Genomic DNA, 20,242 nt, shown 5'->3' on the forward strand with positions numbered 1-20,242 from the left:
GAGGGCTTGTTTCATCCCGGTCGACGTTTCCCCTCGGACGGGCAGGATCAAAGTCGCCCGGAAGGGGCCGTCGGCGACTCCGACAGATCCTGGAACAGGCCGGTTTGAACCTCCCGGCCCCGTCGACCCGCCTGTCCCGCCATCGTTCCCGCCGAACCTTGGGACCTTCTGAGCCCCGCCGCCCGCCAGGAGCCGATCGCCAGGCCCAGGCGGCCCCGCTCGGTTCCATCTCCATCGCCGCTTCGGGTCGGTACCAAGCGCCCTCCCCCGCGACGGAGACGGCTATGATTGTGCACGCGGTCTGACCGCTGGCGGATCGGTGACGCTGATTATTTCTCAGGACGTTGAAAGGCTTGGGGTTTTGCGCGCGGACGACGGGGATAGACGCGGCTGGATCCCCGCTGTCGCCTCCGAGCCCCTCCGGCAAACCCCTGGACGGCTCGGGGGACACGCACTCACCTCGACCGCTCCGCGATCTGGCCGACGTTCCGTCGTGAGTGCGCGTCCCCGGCTTCGCGCGGACCGCAACGGCGAAGCCGCGGCGTGCCCGGTGCGAGGCTGGCCCGGGTCGGGGCGGGCGCCTGGAACGGGCCTGGGGTTCGTTCCAATTTCCGGGCGTTCTTCTCCCAAGCGGGTTAATCGAACACCAGAACGCGCTTGCCAGCTTCTGGGCGTGCGGCGGTCTCCTCCAGGGCTTCGCGGAAGTTTTCCAGGCGGTGCCGGCCCGCGATGGGCACGACCGTGGCGGGATCGGCCAATTCGTCGAGGACGCCCTTCAGATAGTCGGCGTCCCCGGCGGCCGGCGGTTCGAAGAAGTAGCGATAGACGTAGGAACGGATCTCCTGCAGGTCCATCAGCACCTTCAGCGCCGAGGCCTTGAAGGGCCGGAGATCATAAGCGCCGACGATCACCGCCCGACCGCGGAAGGCCAGGACCTCCAGCAGCTGGGTTAGAGCCTCGCCGCCGACGGCGTCGACGACGCCGTTGAGTCCCGCCCCGCCCGTGACGGCGTGCACGGCCTCGGCCAGCGAACCCTGGAGGTCGGAAAGCGCAATCACCGCTTCGGCGCCCAGCGCCTCCAGGTCGCGGCCGCCGATCCGTCGGCGGACGACCGCCAACACCCGCACGCCGCGTCGGCGCGCCATCTGGATCAGGAGGCTGGAGACCAGCGAGTGGCCCGCCGTCACCGCCAGCCACTGGCCGGCCTGGACTTCGCTGGCGGTCAGCACGTCGCGAGCGGTGATCGCCGGCATCAGCTGGGTGGCGCGTTCGACCGGATAGCCGTCCGGCAGCGGGATCAGCGCCGCCGTGTCGATCGCCGCGTACTCGGCCCATACGCGGCCGGCGCTGAAGGCGACCAGGGTCCCCGGCGCCAGGTCGGCGCGGTCGCCGCCGGAGACCACGCGCCCCACGCCGTGGTTACCGACGACCTGGCCTGGCAACTGAGGCCGCTTGGCTTCGGGATAGAGGCCCTGGGTGAAAAAGAAGTCGCCCGGGTGGACCCCGGCGGCGACCATCCGCACCATCGTCTGACCGGGTCCGACGCGCGGCTTTGGAACCTCCCGCAGCTCCACGACGTCGAGGGGAGAGCCGATCTGATCCTGGACAAGCGCTTTCATGGGTTCAACTCCTCAATGCCTCGCGATGGCTGCGAGGCGCAGAGGAGATGCCGTCCGTGGGCTGGCGGGACAATCCATGCTCATGGAGCTCTGTTTTCCATGGTTGGGATAATTCCCGCCTTGCGGTCGGTGGCGCGGGCCTCGATCTGACTCTTCAAAGCGCGGGCGAGGAGCGATCGCATGCTGGGCTATGACGACGTGGCGATCTTTCTGCGGGTGGCGCGCGAGGGCAGTTTCGTGGCGGCCGCCAGAAGCCTGGGCCTGCCGACCAGCTCGGTCAGCCGCCGGGTGGCGGCCCTGGAAGAGCGGCTCAAGACCCAGCTGCTGCGCCGCACCACCCGCGCCGTTGGCCTTACCGACGACGGCCGCGCCTTCGCCGAGCGCTGCGCGGCGGCCATGGACGAGATCGAGGCCGCCACGCGCGGCCTGGATCTGTGCGGCTCCCGTCTCTCGGGACGGCTGACGGTCACCGCCCCATATCACGTGTGCAACGAAGAGTTCGCGCCCCAACTGCTGGACTTCGCCGCGGCCCACCCCGACCTGGTCATGGACCTGCGCCTGACCAATGGGGTTCCGGACCTTATCGAGGAGGGCGTCGATGTCGCCTTCCAACTGGCTCCGCTGCCGGACGGTCGTCATGTGGCCCGCAAGCTGTGGGCCGCGCCCTATGGCGTGTTCGCGAGCCGCGCGTTCTTGGAGCGCTGGCCGGAGGTCGCCCGCCTGGATCATCCCCGTCGTCTGGTCCGCCTGCCCGCCGTCGTCACGCCGCCGATCCACGGTTGGCGGTTCGTCCACGCGGGCGGCGAGACCTTCACCTTCATGCCCCGCGCGCTGGGCGCTTCGGTCGACGATCTGTCCCTCGGCGCCCTCGCCGCGCGGAGCGGCCTGGGCGTCAGCTATCTGCCCAGGGGGTTGGCCGGCCGCTTTCCTGAGTTGATCGAGCTGACGTTCGGCGATTGGCGGGTCGCCGATCGCGAGCTCTACGCCCTCTATCCGGCCGCCCGGCAGCTGTCGCCCAAGGTGCGGGCGGTGATCGACCATGCCCTGGCCGCCCGCGCGGCGCACGAGAAGACCGGCGCCTAGAGCATTTTCGAGCGAGCGGGACTCTGGAGCGGCGAAGGTTCGCCCGCGCCACCCCCAGGGACTCCCCAACGCCGCCCGCCCCTCTATAACAGCGGCGCTCAACAGGAGACCCGTCGATGGCCGCGTTCCAGACCCTGATCGTCGAGACCCCCGAGGCCGCGCCCGGCGTGACCCTGATCCGGCTGAACAGGCCCGAGGCGCTGAACGCCCTCAACACCGTCCTGCTGGCCGAGCTGGGCCAGGCCCTGGCGGCGGCCCAGGCCGACGAGGCGATCGGCTGCATCGTGATCACCGGCTCGGCCAAGGCCTTCGCGGCCGGGGCCGACATCAAGGAGATGTCCGACAAGTCGTACGCCCAGATGTTCAAGGACGACTTCTTCGCCGCCGGGGCCCGGGCCATCGAGGGGACCCGCAAGCCGATCATCGCCGCGGTGGCCGGCTACGCCCTGGGCGGCGGCTGCGAGCTGGCGATGATGTGCGACTTCATCCTGGCCGCCGACACGGCCAAGTTCGGCCAGCCGGAGATCAATCTCGGCGTCGCCCCCGGCATCGGCGGCACCCAGCGCCTGACGCGGCTGGTCGGCAAGTCCAAGGCCATGGACATGATCCTGACCGGCCGGATGATGGGGGCCGAGGAGGCCGAGCGCGCCGGCCTGGCGTCGCGGATCTTCCCGGCCGACACCCTGGTCGACGAGGCCCTGGCCGTGGCCGCCAAGATCGCCGCCCAGTCGCCGCTGGCCGCGGCGATGAACAAAGAGCTGGTCAACGCCGCCTACGAGACCACGCTCAGCACCGGCGTTCAGCTGGAACGGCGGCTGTTCCACTCGCTGTTCGCCTTCGACGACCAAAAGGAAGGCATGGCCGCCTTCGTCGAGAAGCGCAAACCGGCGTTCAAGGGGTCGTGAACGGCTGTTCGACCGCCCGCGCGAGATTCTGGGCCATCTGTGGATTGACCCACGGCGGCCGTTCCCGTATATCCGCGCGCTCTTGATTTCTCCTGCTTCGCGGCTGCCCGCGCGGCTGTCCGTTTGAAGGTCCAACTCATGGCCAATAATCCCGGCGCCAAGAAAGCGATCCGTAAGATCGCCCGTCGCACCGAAGTGAACACCGCTCGCCGCTCGCGCGTGCGCACCTTCCTGCGCAAGTTCGAAGACGCCCTGGCCGCCGGCGACAAGGCCGTCGCCAAGGCCGCGTTCATCGAAGCGCAATCGGAACTGATGCGCGCCGTCTCCAAGGGCGTCGTCCACCCCAACACCGGCTCGCGCAAGGTTTCGCGCCTGGCGGCCCGCCTGAAGAAGCTTGATCAGGCCGCGGCCTAATCCAGTTTCTCGCCGAACGCCGTTCGGCGAGCGAAATCAAAGACTTAGAGAAGCCGATCGAGGAAACTCGGTCGGCTTTTTCTATTGCCTTTTTTCAAAGTCAGGATTGTCCCCAGGACAATCCATGGGGTGAACATCGGGCCCGGAAATAGCATTCCCTTGGCGGGCGAGGACGTCTGTCGAGTCAACAGAAATATCCGCCGACGGACGCAAGTTTTCCGTTTGACCGGCGGGGGCCGCTGGCTAGTTTAAGCGTCTCAACGCTCTTCCAGTCCATGGAGATCACTGGCGGCGGCGGAACCCTTGCGTTCGCCGATCAAGCCCCTGTGTCTGCTGGGTAGCGAAGGGTTTTGCGGCACGGTCGTGCGCCATGGGGGGCGGCGATCGGGGATGACACGACATACGAGGCGGTGACCGATGACGACCAAAGGCGGGGTAGTGACCCAAGAGTTCTCGGCTGCGTTCTCGACGGTTGCCTGCGAGCCTGCGGGCGTCGTCTGGAACAAGGTGTGCGTGGTGCTGAAGCGCGAGCTGGGCGACGCGGCTTTCGGCTCGTGGATCGCGCCGGCTGCGCTGCGTGAAGGCCAGGCCGGCGACGTGGTGGTGGTGACTCCGACCGGGATCGCGCGCGACTGGATTCGCCGCAGCGCCTGGCGTCGCGTCAGCGAGCTGTGGGCCGCCAACGACCCCACCGCGCGCCGGCTGGACCTGAAGTCGCGCCTGGAGTTCGAGGCCGCCGGCGGCGCGACCGCCGCCGGCTTCGAAGCCAAGGCCGAGCCGATCGAGATCGTGCTGCCGGTGTCCAGCGACGTGCCCGGCCTGGCCCCCGCGGCCTCGGCCCACGGCGCCAAGCCGTCGCCGGTCCAGGGCCTGCAGGAACGCTTCACCTTCGACACCTTCGTGCCAGGTCCGGCCAACGAGTTCGCCCACGCCGTGGCGCGCCGGGTGGCCAGCTGGGCCGACGGCCACTTCAATCCTGTGCTGTTCCACGGCCCCTACGGCTTCGGCAAGACCCACCTGCTCAACGCCCTGGCCTGGGAGGCCATGCGCCAGGCCCCGACCAAGCGCGTGGTCTATCTGACCGCCGAGCGCTTTCTGTCGACCTTCGTGCGGGCGGTGATGGATCGCCAGACCGCGGCCTTCAAGGAAGAGCTGCGCGGCGCCGACCTGCTGATCATCGACGACGTGCACTTCATCGCCGGCAAGCAGTCGAGCCAGGAAGAGCTGTTCCACACCCTGACCGCCCTGGTCGAGGACGGCCGCCGGGTGGTGTTCTCCTCGGACCGCGCCCCGGCGGCGATGACCGAGATGGACGCCCGCCTGCGCTCGCACCTGTCGGCGGGCCTGGTCTGCGGCCTGGAGCCGGCCGACCGCGCCCTGCGCCTGGGCATCCTGGACCGCAAGCTGCAGGCCCTGTCGCGCCAGCACGGCTTCGAGCCGACGATGCGCGCCGAGGTGCTGAACTTCCTGGCCGACCGCTTCACCGACAGCGTCCGCGAGCTGGAAGGCGCGCTGAACACCCTGTCGGCCCGGGCCGGCGAAGGCGTCTCGCGCCTGACCCTGGACGAGGTTCAGGCGATCCTGCGGCCGCACCTGCGGGCCGGCGAGAAGCGCATCACCATCGACGACATCCAGAAGGCCACGTCCGAGCACTACGGCATGAAGCAGGCCGACCTGCTCAGCGAGCGCCGCAACCGCGCCATCGCCCGCCCGCGCCAGGCGGCCATGTGGCTGGCCAAGCAGCTGACCACCCGCTCGCTGCCCGACATCGGCCGGCGGTTCGGCGGCCGCGACCACACCACCGTCCTGCACGCCGTGCGCCGCATCGAGGCCCTGCGCGCCGAGGACCCGGCCCTGAGCCAGGACCTGGAGACCATCACGCGGAAGCTGCGCGGCTGAGGTTCAGTCTTCGCGGGTGACAAAAAGGGGCCGTCCCGATGGGGCCGCCCCTTTTTCGTGCGGTAAGCACTTGCCCCCTACTGGCCTTCGGCCGTCTTCCCCCATAGGGGGAAGAGCCTAAGCCTGAAGGCTCCGCCCCCTATGGGGGCGGACAGACGGCGAAGCCGTCAGGTGGGGGCAAGCGGCTTACACCCCCGCCGCCCGCCTCAGCGTGATGTTGATCCGCCCTCCCCCCGGGATCAGCCCCGACGAGCCCGGCAGGATGCGGTCCACCCCGTGGAAGGCCAGCCGCGACGGGCCCGACAGGCGGCAGACGTCGCCGGACGACAGCTTCAGCGACCGGGTCGGGTCCCTGCGCGCGGTCCCGCCGATCCGGAACACCGCGGTGTCGCCCAGCGAGATCGACAGCACCGGAAAGCGCGGATCGGCCTCGTCGCGGTCCTGGTGCAGGCCCATGCGGGCGTCGCCGCGATAGAGGTTGATCAGGGCGGAGTCCGGCGGGGTCTGCGGATCGCCCAGCGCCGTCCAGAGGTCGAGCAGGGCCTGGGGCATGGCTGGCCAGGGCCGGCCGGTGGCCGGATGGCGGTCGGCGTAGCGATAGCCGGCCCGGTCACTGGTCCAGCCCAGCGGGCCGAAACTGCTCATGGCCACGCTCATCGCCTTGCCATGGGCGGTCTCGTAGCGGGCGGGCGGCGCGATCGCGAACGCCGCCAGCGCCAGGCGCGCCAGATCGCCCTGGGCCTCGGAGTCCAGCAACCCCGGCCAGAGGTCGAAACCCGGCATGACGCTGATCGATCTAATCATTACGGAGATTTAATGCGCCAGACGCGTTCGGACAGTGTTGTTTCGCGCCCCGGGGGCACGTCTGCCGAACAAATTTTGCAATCCAGGGCCGTTCATGCGTCGACTTCTCTCTTCCGCGGCTGCCGCCGTGCTCGTCCTTGCTGCCGGATCGGCCCTGGCCGCGACCGCCGCTCCGGCCCCGGCGCCGACGAAGTCGGCGATCACCGCCGCCACCGTCACGACCCAGCTGCCGCGCGGCGTGGTCCCGACCCACTATGACCTGGCCTTCACGCCCGACGCCGACGCGCTGACCTTCACCGCCTCGGTGAGGATCGACATCGACGTCGCCGCCCCGACCAGGACCATCACCCTGCAGGCCGCCGACCTGACCTTCGCCAAGGCCGAGATCGCCGGCCCAGGCGGCGCCAAGGGAGGTGTCGCCAAGGTCAGCGTCGACGCCGAGGCCCAGACCGCCACCTTCACCTTCGACAAGCCGGTCGCCAAGGGCGCCCACGTCCTGGCCATCGACTACAGCGGCAAGATCTACAAGCAGGCCGCCGGCCTGTTCGCCCTGGACTACGACACCGACCAGGGCAAGAAGCGCGCGCTCTACACCCAGTTCGAGAACTCCGACGCCCGCCGCTTCATCCCCTCGTGGGACGAGCCGTTCTTCAAGGCCACCTACGACGTCCAGGTCACCGTCCCGACCGGCCAGATGGCCATCGGCAACATGCCGATCAGCAAGACGCAGGACCTCGGCGGCGGCAAGTCCAAGGTCACCTTCGCCACCTCGCCGAAGATGTCGACCTACCTGCTGTTCTTCGGCCTGGGCGACTTCGACCGCGCCACCGCCAAGGTTGGCGACGTCGAGATGGGCGTGATCACCAAGAAGGGCGACCTGGCCAAGGCCGACTTCGCCCTGAAGTCGTCGGGCCCGATCCTGCAGTGGTACAACGACTATTTCGGCGTCCCCTACCCGCTGCCGAAGCTGGATCACATCGCCGCCCCAGGCCAGAGCCAGTTCTTCAGCGCCATGGAGAACTGGGGCGCGATCTTCTACTTCGAATACGCGCTGCTGGAGGATCCGGCGATCTCCACCCAGGCCGACCGCCAGAACATCTACACCACCGTGGCCCACGAAATGGCCCACCAGTGGTTCGGCGACCTGGTCACCATGTCGTGGTGGGACGATCTGTGGCTGAACGAAGGCTTCGCTTCGTGGATGGAGGGCCGCGCCGCCGAGCGGTTCCACCCCGAATGGAACAGCCAACTGAGCGCGGTCGGCGGCCGCGAATACGCCATGGGGCTGGACTCGCTGTCGACCACCCACCCGGTGGTCCAGCATGTCGAGACGGTCGACCAGGCCAGCCAGGCCTTCGACGGCATCACCTACCAGAAGGGCGAGGCGGTCATCCGCATGCTCGAGGCCTATGTCGGCCACGAGGCCTGGCGCGACGGCGTGCGCCGCTACATCAAGGCCAACGCCCACGGCAGCACCCAGACCGACGACCTGTGGCGCGAGGTCGAGGCCGCCGCCGGCACGCCGATCACCGCCATCGCCCACGACTTCACCCTGCAGCCGGGCATTCCGCTGATCACCGTCGAGGCCGGGGCCTGCGCGGCCGGCAAGACGCCGGTCGCCCTGACCCAGGGCGAGTTCAGTCGCGACAAGCCGGGCAAGACCCCCCTGGCCTGGCGGGTGCCGGTCTCGGCCCAGGTCGCCGGCTCCAGCAGCGTGTCCAAGACCCTGGTCGAGGGCGGCAAGGGAAGCTTGAGCGTCGACGGTTGCGGCCCGGTGATCGTCAACGCCGGCCAAGCCGGCTATTTCCGCACCCTCTACGCGCCCAAGGCCTTCGCTGGCGTCACGGCCAGCTTCGCCAAGCTGCCGGCCATCGACCAGCTGGGCGTGATTTCCGACGCCTGGGCCCTGGGCCTGAACGGCCAGCAGGCGGTCACCGACGCCCTGGACCTGGCCGTGGCCGCCCCGGCCGACGCCGATCCCCAGGTCTGGGGCAAGATCGCCGGGATCCTGACCAATGTCGACGCCATGTACGACAGCGCGCCGGCCGACCGGGCCGCCTTCCGCAAGCTGGCGATCGCCCGCCTGTCGCCGGTGTTCCAGCAGGTGGGCTGGACCGCCAAGGCCGGGGAGCCGGCGCCGGTCGCCAACCTGCGCGCCACCCTGCTCGGCGCGCTCAGCACCCTGGGCGACCCCGCCGTGATCGCCGAGGCCAAGCGCCGTTACGCCGCCGACAAGACCGACCCGACCGCCGTGCCCGGCCCGCTGCGCAAGGCGATCCTGGCCTCGGTCGGCCGCAACGCCGACGCGGCCGCCTGGGACGCCCTGCGCGCCCAGGCCCAGCCCGAGAAGACCCCGCTGATCCGCGACGAGCTCTACAGCCAGCTGGCCGCGGCCCGGGATCCGGCCCTGGCAGCCAAGGCCCTGGACCTGGCCCTGACCGACGAGCCGGGCGAGACCCTGTCGGCCAACATGATCTCGACCGTCGCCAAGCTGCACCCCGACATGGCCTTCGACTTCGCCGTCGCCCACAAGGACGCGGTGAACGCCAAGGTCGACGCGGCCTCCCGCACCAAGTTCATCCCCGGCCTGGCCAAGGGTTCGGCCGATCCGGCGATGATCGGCAAGGTCACGGCCTACGCCGCCGCCAACCTGCCGGCCGGCTCGCGCGGCGAGGCCGACAAGTCGGTGGCGTCGATCACCGACCGCATCAAGACCCGCAAGGCCGCGCTGCCGCAGATCACCGCCTGGGCCGCCAAGAAGGGCGGCTGACGGTCCGGGGCCTGCTCGAAGAGCGGATTCAGCGAACGCGAGGTGAGGCTTTCGGGCCGCTCTCGCCGGCTATCTGACGGAAGGGCCGCGCTTTTTCGAGCGCGGCCTATTTCGTCGCAGGTCACGATTCCCCTTCATTCCTTGCGGGATTGGCCTTGCAGGCTGGCGCCTATCCCCCATATCGGGCATCGAAGCGGGGTTGACGGGCTCGTCAACTTCGATTGAACGAACGCTTTCCCTCTGGACATCGTCTGGAGGGCGAGGATTTGGATCAACCGTTAGAACGCGACCAGACGGGGACGGCTCGAGAAAAACCGGGGCGCTTGCCTTAAGGCCCTTGTCACCGCCGTCCGCCAATCAGGAGCTGCAGGTCTCAACATGAGCAAGATTATCGGTATCGACCTTGGCACCACGAACTCGTGCGTGGCCATCATGGACGGCAAGACCCCGAAGGTGATCGAGAACGCCGAGGGCGCTCGCACCACCCCTTCGGTCGTCGCTTTCCTCGAGGACGGCGAGCGCCTCGTCGGCCAGCCCGCCAAGCGCCAGGCCGTCACCAACCCGACCAACACCCTTTTCGCGATCAAGCGCCTGATCGGCCGCAACGCCGCCGACCCGGTGGTCGAGAAGGACAAGGGCATGGTGCCCTACGAGATCGTCAAGGGCCCGACCGGCGACGCCTGGGTCAAGGCCCACGGCAAGGACTACAGCCCGCAGGAAGTCTCGGCCTTCATCCTGCAGAAGATGAAGGAAGCCGCCGAAACCCACCTGGGCGAGCCGGTGACCAAGGCGGTCATCACGGTTCCGGCCTATTTCAACGACGCCCAGCGCCAGGCCACCAAGGACGCCGGCAAGATCGCCGGCCTTGAAGTCCTGCGGATCATCAACGAGCCGACCGCCGCGGCCCTGGCCTACGGCCTGGAAAAGAACGACGGCAAGAAGATCGCCGTCTACGACCTGGGCGGCGGCACCTTCGACGTCTCGATCCTGGAGATCGGCGACGGCGTCTTCGAGGTGAAGTCGACCAACGGCGACACCTTCCTGGGCGGCGAGGACTTCGACCTGCGCGTCGTCGACTACCTGGCCGACGAGTTCAAGAAGGAACAGGGCGTCGACCTGCGCAAGGACAAGCTGGCCTTGCAGCGCCTGCGCGAAGAGGCCGAAAAGGCCAAGAAGGAGCTGTCCTCGACGGCTCAGTACGAAGTGAACCTGCCCTTCATCTCGATGAACGCGTCGGGCCCGCTGCACCTGAACATCAAGCTGTCGCGCTCCAAGCTCGAAGCCCTGGTGGAAGACCTGATCGCCCGCACCATCGGTCCGTGCGAACAGGCCCTGAAGGACGCCGGCCTGAAGAAGAGCGACATCGACGAGGTGATCCTGGTCGGCGGCATGAGCCGCATGCCCAAGGTCCAGCAGGCGGTGCAGGACTTCTTCGGCCGCGAGCCCCACAAAGGCGTCAACCCCGATGAGGTCGTGGCCCTGGGCGCGGCCGTCCAGGCCGGCGTGCTGCAAGGCGACGTCAAGGACGTGCTGCTGCTCGACGTGACCCCGCTGACGCTGGGCATCGAGACCCTGGGCGGCGTGTTCACCCCGCTGATCGAGCGCAACACCACCATCCCGACCAAGCGCTCGCAGACCTTCTCGACCGCCGACGACAACCAGTCGGCCGTGACGATCCGCGCCTTCCAGGGCGAGCGCCCGATGGCCGTCGACAACAAGTTCCTGGGTCAGTTCGACCTGCAGGGCATCCCGCCGGCGCCGCGCGGCGTGCCGCAGATCGAGGTCACCTTCGACATCGACGCCAACGGCATCGTCAATGTCCACGCCAAGGACAAGGCGACCAACAAGGAGCACTCGATCCGCATCCAGGCCAATGGCGGCCTGTCGGACGCCGACATCGAGCGCATGGTCAAGGAAGCCGAGGCCAACAAGGCCTCGGACGAGAAGAAGAAGGCGCTGGTCGAGGCCAAGAACCAGGGCGAGGCCATCGTGCACTCGACCGAGAAGGCCCTGGCCGAGCACGGCGACAAGGTCGGCGCGCCGGAGAAGACCGCGATCGAGACCGGCATCACCGAGCTGAAGTCGGCGCTGGAAGGCGAGGACGTCGAGGCCATCCAGGCCAAGACCCAGGCCCTGATCCAGGCGTCGATGAAGCTGGGCGAGGCGATGTACAGCGCCCAGCAGGGCGCTGAAGGCGGCGAGGAAGCCGCCGCCGATGACGGCGTCGTCGACGCCGAATTCGAAGAAGTCGACGACTCCAAGCCGTCGGCGTGACCATGGGTCGCGGGGCTGAACACCTGAGCACGGTTTCCCCCGCGACATCTTTGGGGAACAAGGCTCCTGCCCGCCGCTTGCGGCCGGGCGGGGGCGCTCCCACCTCCTATTCCAACATGGCTAGTGATCGACCCTGACGATGCGCGACTATTACGAAGTCCTGGGCGTGGCCCGTGGCTGCGATGACGCCGCCCTCAAGGCCGCCTTCCGCAAGATGGCGATGGAGCACCATCCCGACCGCAATGGCGGTTGCGAGAACGCCTCCTCGCGGTTCAAGGAAATCAACGAAGCCTATTCGGTGCTGTCGGACGCCCAGAAGCGCGCCGCCTACGATCGCTTCGGCCATGCCGGGGTGAACGGTCCGCAGGGCGGGCCCGGCGGCTTCGGCGGCGCCGACGCCAGCGACATCTTCAACGACGTGTTCGGCGACGTGTTCGGCGAGATGTTCGGCGGCGGCCGTCGCCAGTCGAACGGTCCCCAGCGCGGCCAGGACCTGCGCTACGACCTGGAGATCACCCTCGAGCAGGCTTATGCCGGCGCCGAGGTCGAGATCAAGGTTCCCGCCGCCATCACCTGCGAGGTCTGCGACGGCTCCGGCGCCAAGCCCGGCACCAGCCCGACGGTCTGCGGCTCGTGCGGCGGCGCCGGTCGGGTGCGGGCCACCCAAGGCTTCTTCGCGGTCGAGCGCGCCTGCCCCCGCTGCGGCGGCTCGGGCCGGCTGGTGCTGGACCCCTGCCAGAACTGCCACGGCCACGGCCAGGTGCGCCGCGAGCGCGTGCTGTCGGTGCGCATCCCGGCCGGCGTCGACGACGGCGCCCGGATCCGCCTGGCCGGCGAAGGCGACGCGGGGGCCCGCGGCGGCCCGCGCGGCGACCTCTACCTGTTCCTGTCGGTGATCCCGCACGAGCTGTTCGAGCGCGACGGCCTGGACCTGTTGTGCACCGTGCCGGTGCCGATGACGGTCGCGGCCCTGGGCGGCGAGATCGAGGCCCCCTGTCTGAAGGGCGGCGAGGCCTGCGACGGCCATTGCCGCGTCACGGTCAGCGTCCCCGAGGGCGCTCAGACCGGCAAGACCGTCCGCCTCAAGGGCAAGGGCATGCCGTCCCTGCGCAGCCGCCAGCGCGGCGACCTGGTGGTCGAACTGTTCGTCGAGACCCCGACCCACCTCTCCGCCCGGCAGAAGGAGCTCCTGCAGGAGCTGGCCGGCCTGTGCGGCGAGAAACAGAACCCCAAGTCCGCCAACTTCGTCGGCAAGGCCAAGCGGTTCTGGGAAGAAGTGACGGGCAGTTAAGCGGCTTTCGCTCAACAATATTCGAGAAGGGCCCGGAACGTGTTCCGGGCCCTTCATCATTCCGCTGTCGCCCGCCCACGGCTGTCGTCCCGGACAAGCGCGCAGCGCGCCGATCCGGGATCGCCGGAAGCGCGGCGCTCAGGCGTCGGTCCCGGGTCTTCGCTTCGCTGCGCCCGGATGACAAGGCTAAGGTTGGCTATCTGGCCGAAGCGGTTTGCGGTTTCTGCAAGTTGATCGGCCGCCGTCAGCCCGGATTTGGTGGGTTTTCGCGGGATTAGTCCCCAGGGCTTGTGGATATCCCTGGCCAAAGCCTTAACGTTCGGCGCGACGCTCTGTACCTTCCGGCGGGATGAACGCCCCCGCCTCCCCCGCCGTCCAGACCTATGACGCCACCGGCGCGACCCCGGTGATGCAGCAGTTCTTCGAGATGAAGGCGCGCCAGCCCGACGCCCTGATCTTCTTCCGGATGGGCGACTTCTACGAGCTGTTCTTCGACGACGCCTACAAGGCCGCCGCCGCCCTGGGCATCAGCCAGACCTTCCGGGGCACCCATAACGGCCAGCCGATCCCGATGGCCGGCGTGCCGCAGCACGCGGCCGAGGCCTATCTGTCCAAGCTGATCCGCATGGGCTTCAAGGTCGCCGTCTGCGAGCAGATGGAGGACCCGGCCGAGGCCAAGAAGCGCGGCTCCAAGTCGGTGGTCCGCCGCGACATCGTCCGGGTGGTCACCCCCGGCACCCTGACCGAGGACGGCCTGCTGGACGCGCGCGGCGCCAACCGCCTGGCGGCCGTCGCGGTGCGGGCCGGCCAGGCGGCGGTGGCGGCCGTCGAGCTGTCGACCGGCGAGGTCGAGTGCTTCCTGGTGGCCAAGGACGCCGTGGCCGCGATCCTGGCCGCCCTGGCCCCGTCCGAGACCCTGGTCGCCGACCGGCTGCTGTCGGACGACTATCTGGCCCAGACCCTGAAGATCTGCGGCGGCCTGATCCAGCCCATGCCCTCGGCCCTGTCCGAGCCCCAGGCCTCGGAGACCCGGGTCAAGCGACTGTACGGCGTCGACACCCTGGACGGCTTCGGCGGCCTGTCCAGCGCCGAGATCGGCGCCCTGGGCCTGATCGCCGCCCACCTGGAGATGACCCAGGCCGGCAAGCTGCCGGCCCTGCGCGCCCCGCGCCGCGCGGCCGAGGCCGACGTGATGGCCATCGACCCGGCCACCCGCTCCAGCCTGGAGATCGACCGCACCCAGGGCGGCGACCGTAACGGCTCGCTGCTGGCCGCCATCGACCGCACGGTGACCGCCGGCGGCGCCCGCCTGCTGGCCTCGCGCCTGGCCCGACCTCTGCTCGACCCGGCCGCGATCGACGCCCGCCTGGACGCGGTGGAGTGGTTCGTCGACCACCGGACGCTGCGCGAGCGCCTGCGCGAGGTGCTGAAGGGAGCCGGCGACATGGCCCGCGCCCTGTCGCGCCTAGCCCTGGGCCGCGGCGGCCCGCGCGACCTGGGCTGCCTGAAGGATGGCCTGAAGACCGGCGAGAAGCTGGCCGGCATGGTCGGCGGGACCAGCGACCCGCTGTCGCCGCCGCCGGCCGAGCTGGAAGCGGCGCTGAAGGCCCTGACCCCGTCGCTGCAGGTCGGCCTGTCGCGCCTGCTGGACGCCCTGGAGGTCGGCCTGGGCCCCGACCTGCCGGCCCTGGCCCGCGACGGCGGCTTCGTGGCCCCCGGCGTGCGGCCCGAGCTCGACCAGGCCCGCGCCCTGCGCGACGACAGCCGCCGGGTGGTGGCCGCCCTCGAGGCCCGCCTGATCCAGGAAAGCGGCGTGCCGCTGAAGATCCGCCACAATGGCGTGCTCGGCTACTTCGTCGAGGCCACGGCCGGCAAGGCCGACCCGCTGTTCCAGCCCCCGCTGAACGCGACCTTCATCCACCGCCAGACCCTGGCCAACCAGGTGCGGTTCACCACCGTCGAGCTGGCCGACCTGGACGCCCGCATCGCCCAGGCGGCCGAGCGGGCCCTGGCCATGGAGGTGGCGGCCTTCGAGGACTGGCGCGCCGAGGCCGTGGTCCTGGCCGAGCCGATCCAGCTGGCCGCCGAGGCCCTGGCCCGGCTGGACGTCGCCGCCGCCCTGGCCGAATGGGCGGAAGACGCCGGCGCGGTGCGCCCGACCGTCGACAGGTCCCTGGCCTTCGAGGCCCGCGCCGCCCGCCACCCGGTGGTCGAGGCGGCGGTCAAGCGGGCCGGCGACCCCTACACCCCCAACGATTGCCGCCTGGACGCGGCTGGCGAGGCGGGCGCGCGGCTGTCGATCGTCACCGGCCCGAATATGGCCGGCAAGTCGACCTTCCTGCGCCAGAACGCCCTGCTGGCCATCCTGGCCCAGTCCGGCTGCTACGTGCCGGCCAAGTCGCTTCGTCTCGGTGTCGTCGACCGCCTGTTCAGCCGCGTCGGGGCCGGCGACGACCTTGCCCGGGGCCGCTCGACCTTCATGATGGAGATGGTCGAGACCGCCGCCATCCTCACCCAGGCCAGCCCGCGCAGCCTGGTGATCCTGGACGAGATCGGCCGCGGCACGGCCACCTATGACGGCCTGGCCATCGCCTGGGCCTGCGCCGAGGCCCTGCACGACGTCAATCGCTGCCGGGCGCTGTTCGCCACCCACTATCACGAGCTGGCCACGCTGGAGACGCGGATGGCCCATGTCTCCAACCTCAGCCTGCGGGCCAAGGAGTGGAACGGCGACCTGGTGTTCCTGCACGAGGCCGCCGACGGTCCCGCCGACCGCTCCTATGGCGTCCAGGTGGCCAAGCTGGCCGGCGTGCCGCCCCAGGTCGTGGCCCGCGCCAAGGAGGTGCTGGACCGCCTGGAGAGCAAGACCGAATCGCCGGCCAGGCTGGACGAGCTGCCGCTGTTCGCGGCCAGCGCGCCCATCTCGGTGCCCGTTATGGCGGCGCCCAGCCGCACCGACGCGGCGCTGGCCGACCTGGACGTCGACGGCATGAGCCCCCGCGAGGCGCTCGACGCGCTTTACCGTCTTAAGGCTCTGCTCAAGACCTGACATCGTATAGGTAGGGCGCGGGTCGCCTCACCGGGTTCTTGGCTGGGTTCGGCGATCACGTCACGCAAGCCTATATTGGTCCCATGCCCCGCCGCCTTCGCCCCACCCCGCTGGAACATGTCGTCGACGGCCACGCCCTGCGCGCCCGGCTGTCGGCCGCCGCCCTCGACCTGATCGGCGACGAGGCGGGCCAGCGGGCCCGCGCCATCGAGATCCTGAAACAGGCGCTGTTTCGCGGCCGGATGATCGCCAAGGAGCGCCTGGAGAACGGGGCCGGCGGCCTGGAGACGGCCCGCCTGCTCAGCGGCGTCACCGACGAGGTGATCACCGCCCTCTACGACTTCACCACCGTCCACGTGTTCCGGGCCCGCAACCCGACCGAGGGCGAGCGCCTGTGCCTGCTGGCCGTGGGCGGCTACGGCCGCCGCACCCTGGCGCCGTTCAGCGACATCGACCTGCTGTTCCTGCGGCCCTACAAGCAGACGCCGCACGCCGAGAGCGTGATCGAGTTCATGCTGTATGCGCTGTGGGACCTGGGCTTCAAGGTCGGCCACGCCTCGCGGACCATCGAGGAGTGCGTCAAGCTCTCCAAGGAAGACTACACGATCCGCACCTCGATCCTGGAGGCCCGCCGCCTGACCGGCGACGAGCGCCTGGCCGAGGAGCTGAAGAAGCGCTTCCGCGACGACGTCATGAAGGGCACCGGCGCGGCCTTCGTCTCGGCCAAGCTGAAGGAGCGCGACGACCGCCAGGCCCGGGCCGGCGCCAGCCGCTACATGGTCGAGCCCAACGTCAAGGAGGGCAAGGGCGGGCTGCGCGACCTGCACACCCTGATGTGGATCGCCGAATACCTGCACCCGGTCGACCGGCCCGAGGACGTGTTCCTGCTGGAGGTGTTCGACCGCCGCGAGGCCAAGGGCTTCATCCGCGCCTTCGACTTCCTGCACGCCGTGCGCGCCCACCTGCACTTCGCCACCGGCCGGCCCGAAGAGCGCCTGACCTTCGACCTGCAGCCCGAGATCGCCCGCCGCATGGGCTATGGCGACCGCGGCGACGCCCCGGCCGTCGAGCGCTTCATGCGCCGCTACTTCCTGGTGGCCAAGGAGGTCGGGGCCCTGACCCGCGCCTTCTCGGCCAAGCTGGAGGCCGAGCATTTCAAGCACGAGCCCAAGGGCATCTCGCGCTTCCTGCCCGGCGGCGGCCGGCCCAAGCGCAAGGCCCTGGACGTGGCCGGCTTCTACGAGGACGGCGGCCGGCTGAACATCGACGGTCCGCAGGTGTTCGAGGCCGACCCGGTCAACCTGATCCGCCTGTTCAAGACCGCCGACGACCGCGACCTGGACCTGCATCCCGACGCCTTCACGGCGGTGACGCGCAACCTGAACCTGATCACCTCCAAGGTCCGCCGCGACCCGCAGGCGACCAAGGCCTTCCTGCAGCTGCTGGCCTACGGCAAGCGGTCCTACCGCACCCTGACCCTGATGAACGACGCCGGGGTGCTGGGCCGGTTCCTCCCGGAGTTCGGCCGCGTCGTCGCCCAGATGCAGTTCAACATGTACCACTCCTACACGGTGGACGAGCACACCCTGCGGGCGGTGGGGCTGATCGGCGACATGGCCGCCGGCCGCCTGGTCGACGACCACCCGCTGGCCGTGTCGATCATGCCGCTGATCGAGGACCGCGAGGCCCTGTTCCTGGCCATGCTGCTGCACGACACCGGCAAGGGCGGGGTGGGCGGCCAGGAGAAGGCCGGGGCCCGCAGCGCCCGCAGCGCCTGCGAGCGCCTGGGCGTCGACCGCGCCAAGGTCGAGCTGGTCGCCTGGCTGGTCGAGAACCACCTGGTGATGAGCGACTTCGCCCAGAAGCGCGACGTGGCCGATCCCGGCACGGTCGCCGCCTTCGCCCGCATCGTCGAGAACCCCGAGCGCCTGCGCCTGCTACTGGTGATCACCGTCGCCGACATCCGGGCCGTCGGTCCGGGCGTCTGGAACGGCTGGAAGGGCCAGCTGCTGCGCGAGCTCTACAACGCCACCGAGGCGGTGTTCCGCGGCGGTCGCGGCAGCGACGCCGCCGCCAGCGTCCAGCGCCACCAGGAAGCCGCCGCCGAGGCCGCGCGCGGGGCCCTGGTCCAGGCCGACCCGGCCGCCAAGGGCTGGGCCCAGGCCATGGAGGCGGCCTATTTCGGGGCCTTCGCCCTGGACGACCTGAAGGCCCACGCCGAGCTGGCCCGCCGCGCGGCGATCCAGGGCGGGGCCGCCGCCGAGGGCCGGGTGCCCTCAGGCGCCAACGCCGCCGAGATCGTGGTGGCCGCCAGGGACCGCCGCGGCCTGTTCGCCGACCTGGCCCTGGCCATCTCGTCGCTGGGCGGCAACGTCGTCGGGGCCCGGGTCTTCACCTCGCGCCAGGGCCAGGCCCTGGACGTCTTCCATGTGCAGGACGTGACCGGCGCGCCCCTGGGCTGCGAGAACCCGCGCGCCCTGCGCCGTCTGGCCGACGCCCTGGAGGCGGCCGGCCGCGGCGAGCCGATCGTCGTCGAGCCCCGGCGCGGCGGCGAGCTGTCGCGCACCGCCGCCTTCTCGATCGCCCCGACGGTGGTGGTCGACAACGAGGCCTCCAACGAGGCCACGGTGGTCGAGGCCTCGGGCCGCGACCGCCCCGGCCTGCTGCAGGCCCTGGCCCGCACCCTGGCCGACAACGGCCTGTCCATCCAGTCGGCCCACATCGACGGCTACGGCGAGCGGGCGGTCGACGCCTTCTACGTGCAGACCGCGGAGGGCGGGAAGGTGGCCGACGCCAGGAAGGTCGCGGCCCTGAAGGCCGACCTGCTGGCGGCCCTGGAGCAGAACGAGGCCGGGGCGCCGAACACCCGGCCAGGGCTGAAGCGGGCGCGGGCCAGCGTGGCGCGGTAGGGGGCGCGAGGTCTGTTTTGAGGCGCTGAGGCGATGGTACGCTTCGACCCCAAGCGGACATTCAGAGTCTAATGACCCGTGTTGGAGCGTCCGCGTCGCCCCACCAACTGGCGAACTCGATTACTTCTTCAAGTGTCTCGTCCGGATGGCTGGTGGTCGTAATGAAACGGCTGTCGTCTGCTCCGTCGCCGACAATCAATCCGTCGATCTCATCTTCGGTTTCCGCACAACCATTGCCCACGATGGCGATGAGCGACGCCTTCTCAAGGAGGCATTTTTCGACGAACGCGGACAGGCTCGATCTATCCTCAATGGGGAGTTGCAAGATTATCTTGGGCTCAGGCATTTGGCCGAGCCTATTGCCTTTGAAGGCCGACTTCCACCCGTTGGTGACCTTCACAATGTCTGCTGATATCCGGCAAGGCTCAGCCGGAGTTCGATATGCCGCTTTTCCGCTATCACATCACGCACGGTAGCGAGACGAAGACGGTCGAGCTTCGGAAGAGCAACCCGCAGGGCTGGCTGTTAGATGCCGTAAGAGCGACCTTTCCAGAGGTCGCGACGCGACGGGGCGGAGATGTCATGCGCCTCCGGCTCGAAACAGTTGACGGTGTGAAGCAGTCTTGGCGGGCCGCCCTCCACGACGAACCTAGTGGCCTCCTGATCCAGGTGGCTGAGACGCGGGGCTGACGTCTGACAACCGCCCTGAGCTGACGTTCCGAATAGCCGCTTCGCAAACGCCCATCCGCCCTGGATGCGGCCACGCCTTAAAGCCTTGGTGGATCGGAGCTCTGGCGTCTGGCCGAGTCAAGGCGCGGCCTCGCCGCTGGCGGAGGACGTGAGGGCGGGCTTTTCTTGAACCCTCTCCCGGAGGGAGAGGGAGGGACCCGCGACGAAGTCGTGGGAGGGAGAGGAGTTACGCCCTGTCCGATTTCTCGCCGACGCCCTGCCGGCGCGCCGTCAGACGGTTTAGTCCCTCACCCTCCCAAGCTTCGCTTGGGCCCCTCCCTCTCCCGCCGGGAGAGGGTTCGAAAGGCGTCTGTCCTCGGCGGATAGCGAGCAGAGTTCTGCAATTTCAGCAGCTTGAACTTTCTCGACCCCAATCTGTCCTCACCCTCTCAGACCGGCCGCATACTGCTTGCACCTGAAGGCATGGGGAGGGCGCACGTACGGCGACCGATGCGGCCTTCGGGGGTGGACGAGCGGGAAGGCTTGTCCGTCGTGT

12 protein-coding genes are annotated in these 20,242 nt (G+C 69.5%); 9 read left to right on the top strand and 3 right to left on the bottom strand.

The genetic code is table 11. The features are described 5' to 3' along the window. Window positions 1-635 precede the first annotated feature (635 nt). Window positions 636-1,619 (bottom strand): quinone oxidoreductase family protein, encoded by a 984-nt coding sequence (locus BM066_RS24485; protein ID WP_089930991.1) that lies wholly within the window; start codon window positions 1,617-1,619, stop codon window positions 636-638. A gap of 180 nt (window positions 1,620-1,799) precedes the next feature. Between BM066_RS24485 and BM066_RS24490 the strand changes: the two genes are divergently transcribed. The 4 genes from BM066_RS24490 to dnaA all read left to right on the top strand — a co-directional run bounded on the left by BM066_RS24490 (window position 1,800) and on the right by dnaA (window position 5,920). Then, window positions 1,800-2,702 carry a LysR family transcriptional regulator gene (locus BM066_RS24490; protein WP_089930993.1) on the top strand — a complete coding sequence of 301 codons (903 nt, stop codon included), beginning with the start codon at window positions 1,800-1,802 and terminating at the stop codon, window positions 2,700-2,702. A 116-nt stretch (window positions 2,703-2,818) separates the two neighbouring features. Beyond that, window positions 2,819-3,607: an enoyl-CoA hydratase gene (locus tag BM066_RS24495; protein WP_089930995.1), complete on the top strand. Its 789-nt coding sequence runs from the start codon at window positions 2,819-2,821 to the stop codon at window positions 3,605-3,607. A gap of 138 nt (window positions 3,608-3,745) precedes the next feature. Further along, window positions 3,746-4,021, top strand: a complete 276-nt coding sequence (gene rpsT, locus BM066_RS24500; RefSeq protein ID WP_018060940.1) for a 30S ribosomal protein S20 — start codon at window positions 3,746-3,748, stop codon at window positions 4,019-4,021. Between the two features lie 417 nt (window positions 4,022-4,438). Beyond that, window positions 4,439-5,920: a chromosomal replication initiator protein DnaA gene (gene dnaA / locus BM066_RS24505; RefSeq protein ID WP_089930996.1), complete on the top strand. Its 1,482-nt coding sequence runs from the start codon at window positions 4,439-4,441 to the stop codon at window positions 5,918-5,920. A 186-nt stretch (window positions 5,921-6,106) separates the two neighbouring features. On the opposite strand, the gene BM066_RS24510 is transcribed toward dnaA, so the two are convergent. Beyond that, window positions 6,107-6,724: an alpha-ketoglutarate-dependent dioxygenase AlkB gene (locus BM066_RS24510; protein ID WP_026176375.1), complete on the bottom strand. Its 618-nt coding sequence runs from the start codon at window positions 6,722-6,724 to the stop codon at window positions 6,107-6,109. Window positions 6,725-6,851: 127 nt separating this feature from the next. Here BM066_RS24510 and BM066_RS24515 point away from each other — a divergent pair, with 127 nt between their 5' ends. The 5 genes from BM066_RS24515 to BM066_RS24535 all read left to right on the top strand — a co-directional run bounded on the left by BM066_RS24515 (window position 6,852) and on the right by BM066_RS24535 (window position 19,017). Beyond that, the gene (locus tag BM066_RS24515) at window positions 6,852-9,494 is read left to right on the top strand and encodes a M1 family metallopeptidase (protein ID WP_255367715.1); all 2,643 of its coding nucleotides are present in this window, start codon (window positions 6,852-6,854) and stop codon (window positions 9,492-9,494) included. 378 nt (window positions 9,495-9,872) lie between these two features. Next, complete coding sequence (gene dnaK, locus BM066_RS24520) at window positions 9,873-11,768, top strand: molecular chaperone DnaK (protein ID WP_089931000.1); 1,896 nt, start codon at window positions 9,873-9,875, stop codon at window positions 11,766-11,768. 139 nt (window positions 11,769-11,907) lie between these two features. Beyond that, window positions 11,908-13,059 carry a molecular chaperone DnaJ gene (dnaJ, locus tag BM066_RS24525; protein WP_018113069.1) on the top strand — a complete coding sequence of 384 codons (1,152 nt, stop codon included), beginning with the start codon at window positions 11,908-11,910 and terminating at the stop codon, window positions 13,057-13,059. A 349-nt stretch (window positions 13,060-13,408) separates the two neighbouring features. Further along, window positions 13,409-16,108, top strand: coding sequence for a DNA mismatch repair protein MutS (mutS, locus tag BM066_RS24530; protein WP_018113068.1), 2,700 nt, complete (start codon window positions 13,409-13,411; stop codon window positions 16,106-16,108). Between the two features lie 83 nt (window positions 16,109-16,191). Then, window positions 16,192-19,017 (top strand): [protein-PII] uridylyltransferase, encoded by a 2,826-nt coding sequence (locus tag BM066_RS24535; protein WP_089931002.1) that lies wholly within the window; start codon window positions 16,192-16,194, stop codon window positions 19,015-19,017. Between the two features lie 61 nt (window positions 19,018-19,078). Here the strand turns inward: BM066_RS24535 and BM066_RS24540 are convergent, their stop codons facing one another. Beyond that, entirely contained in the window at window positions 19,079-19,417 is a 339-nt protein-coding gene (locus BM066_RS24540; RefSeq protein WP_218150944.1) for a hypothetical protein, read from the bottom strand. Window positions 19,418-20,242: the final 825 nt, after the last annotated feature.

It is taken from the genome of Caulobacter sp. UNC279MFTsu5.1 (genome assembly GCF_900114015.1).
Taxonomy (GTDB): Bacteria; Pseudomonadota; Alphaproteobacteria; order Caulobacterales; family Caulobacteraceae; genus Caulobacter.

What these genes read in the sequence shown, in the direction of transcription:
- BM066_RS24485 (WP_089930991.1), bottom strand. Translation starts at nt 1,619, where the DNA reads ATGAAAGCGCTTGTCCAGGATCAGATCGGCTCTCCCCTCGACGTCGTG.
- BM066_RS24490 (WP_089930993.1), top strand. Translation starts at nt 1,800, where the DNA reads ATGCTGGGCTATGACGACGTGGCGATCTTTCTGCGGGTGGCGCGCGAG.
- BM066_RS24495 (WP_089930995.1), top strand. Translation starts at nt 2,819, where the DNA reads ATGGCCGCGTTCCAGACCCTGATCGTCGAGACCCCCGAGGCCGCGCCC.
- rpsT (WP_018060940.1), top strand. Translation starts at nt 3,746, where the DNA reads ATGGCCAATAATCCCGGCGCCAAGAAAGCGATCCGTAAGATCGCCCGT.
- dnaA (WP_089930996.1), top strand. Translation starts at nt 4,439, where the DNA reads ATGACGACCAAAGGCGGGGTAGTGACCCAAGAGTTCTCGGCTGCGTTC.
- BM066_RS24510 (WP_026176375.1), bottom strand. Translation starts at nt 6,724, where the DNA reads ATGATTAGATCGATCAGCGTCATGCCGGGTTTCGACCTCTGGCCGGGG.
- dnaK (WP_089931000.1), top strand. Translation starts at nt 9,873, where the DNA reads ATGAGCAAGATTATCGGTATCGACCTTGGCACCACGAACTCGTGCGTG.
- dnaJ (WP_018113069.1), top strand. Translation starts at nt 11,908, where the DNA reads ATGCGCGACTATTACGAAGTCCTGGGCGTGGCCCGTGGCTGCGATGAC.
- mutS (WP_018113068.1), top strand. Translation starts at nt 13,409, where the DNA reads ATGAACGCCCCCGCCTCCCCCGCCGTCCAGACCTATGACGCCACCGGC.
- BM066_RS24535 (WP_089931002.1), top strand. Translation starts at nt 16,192, where the DNA reads ATGCCCCGCCGCCTTCGCCCCACCCCGCTGGAACATGTCGTCGACGGC.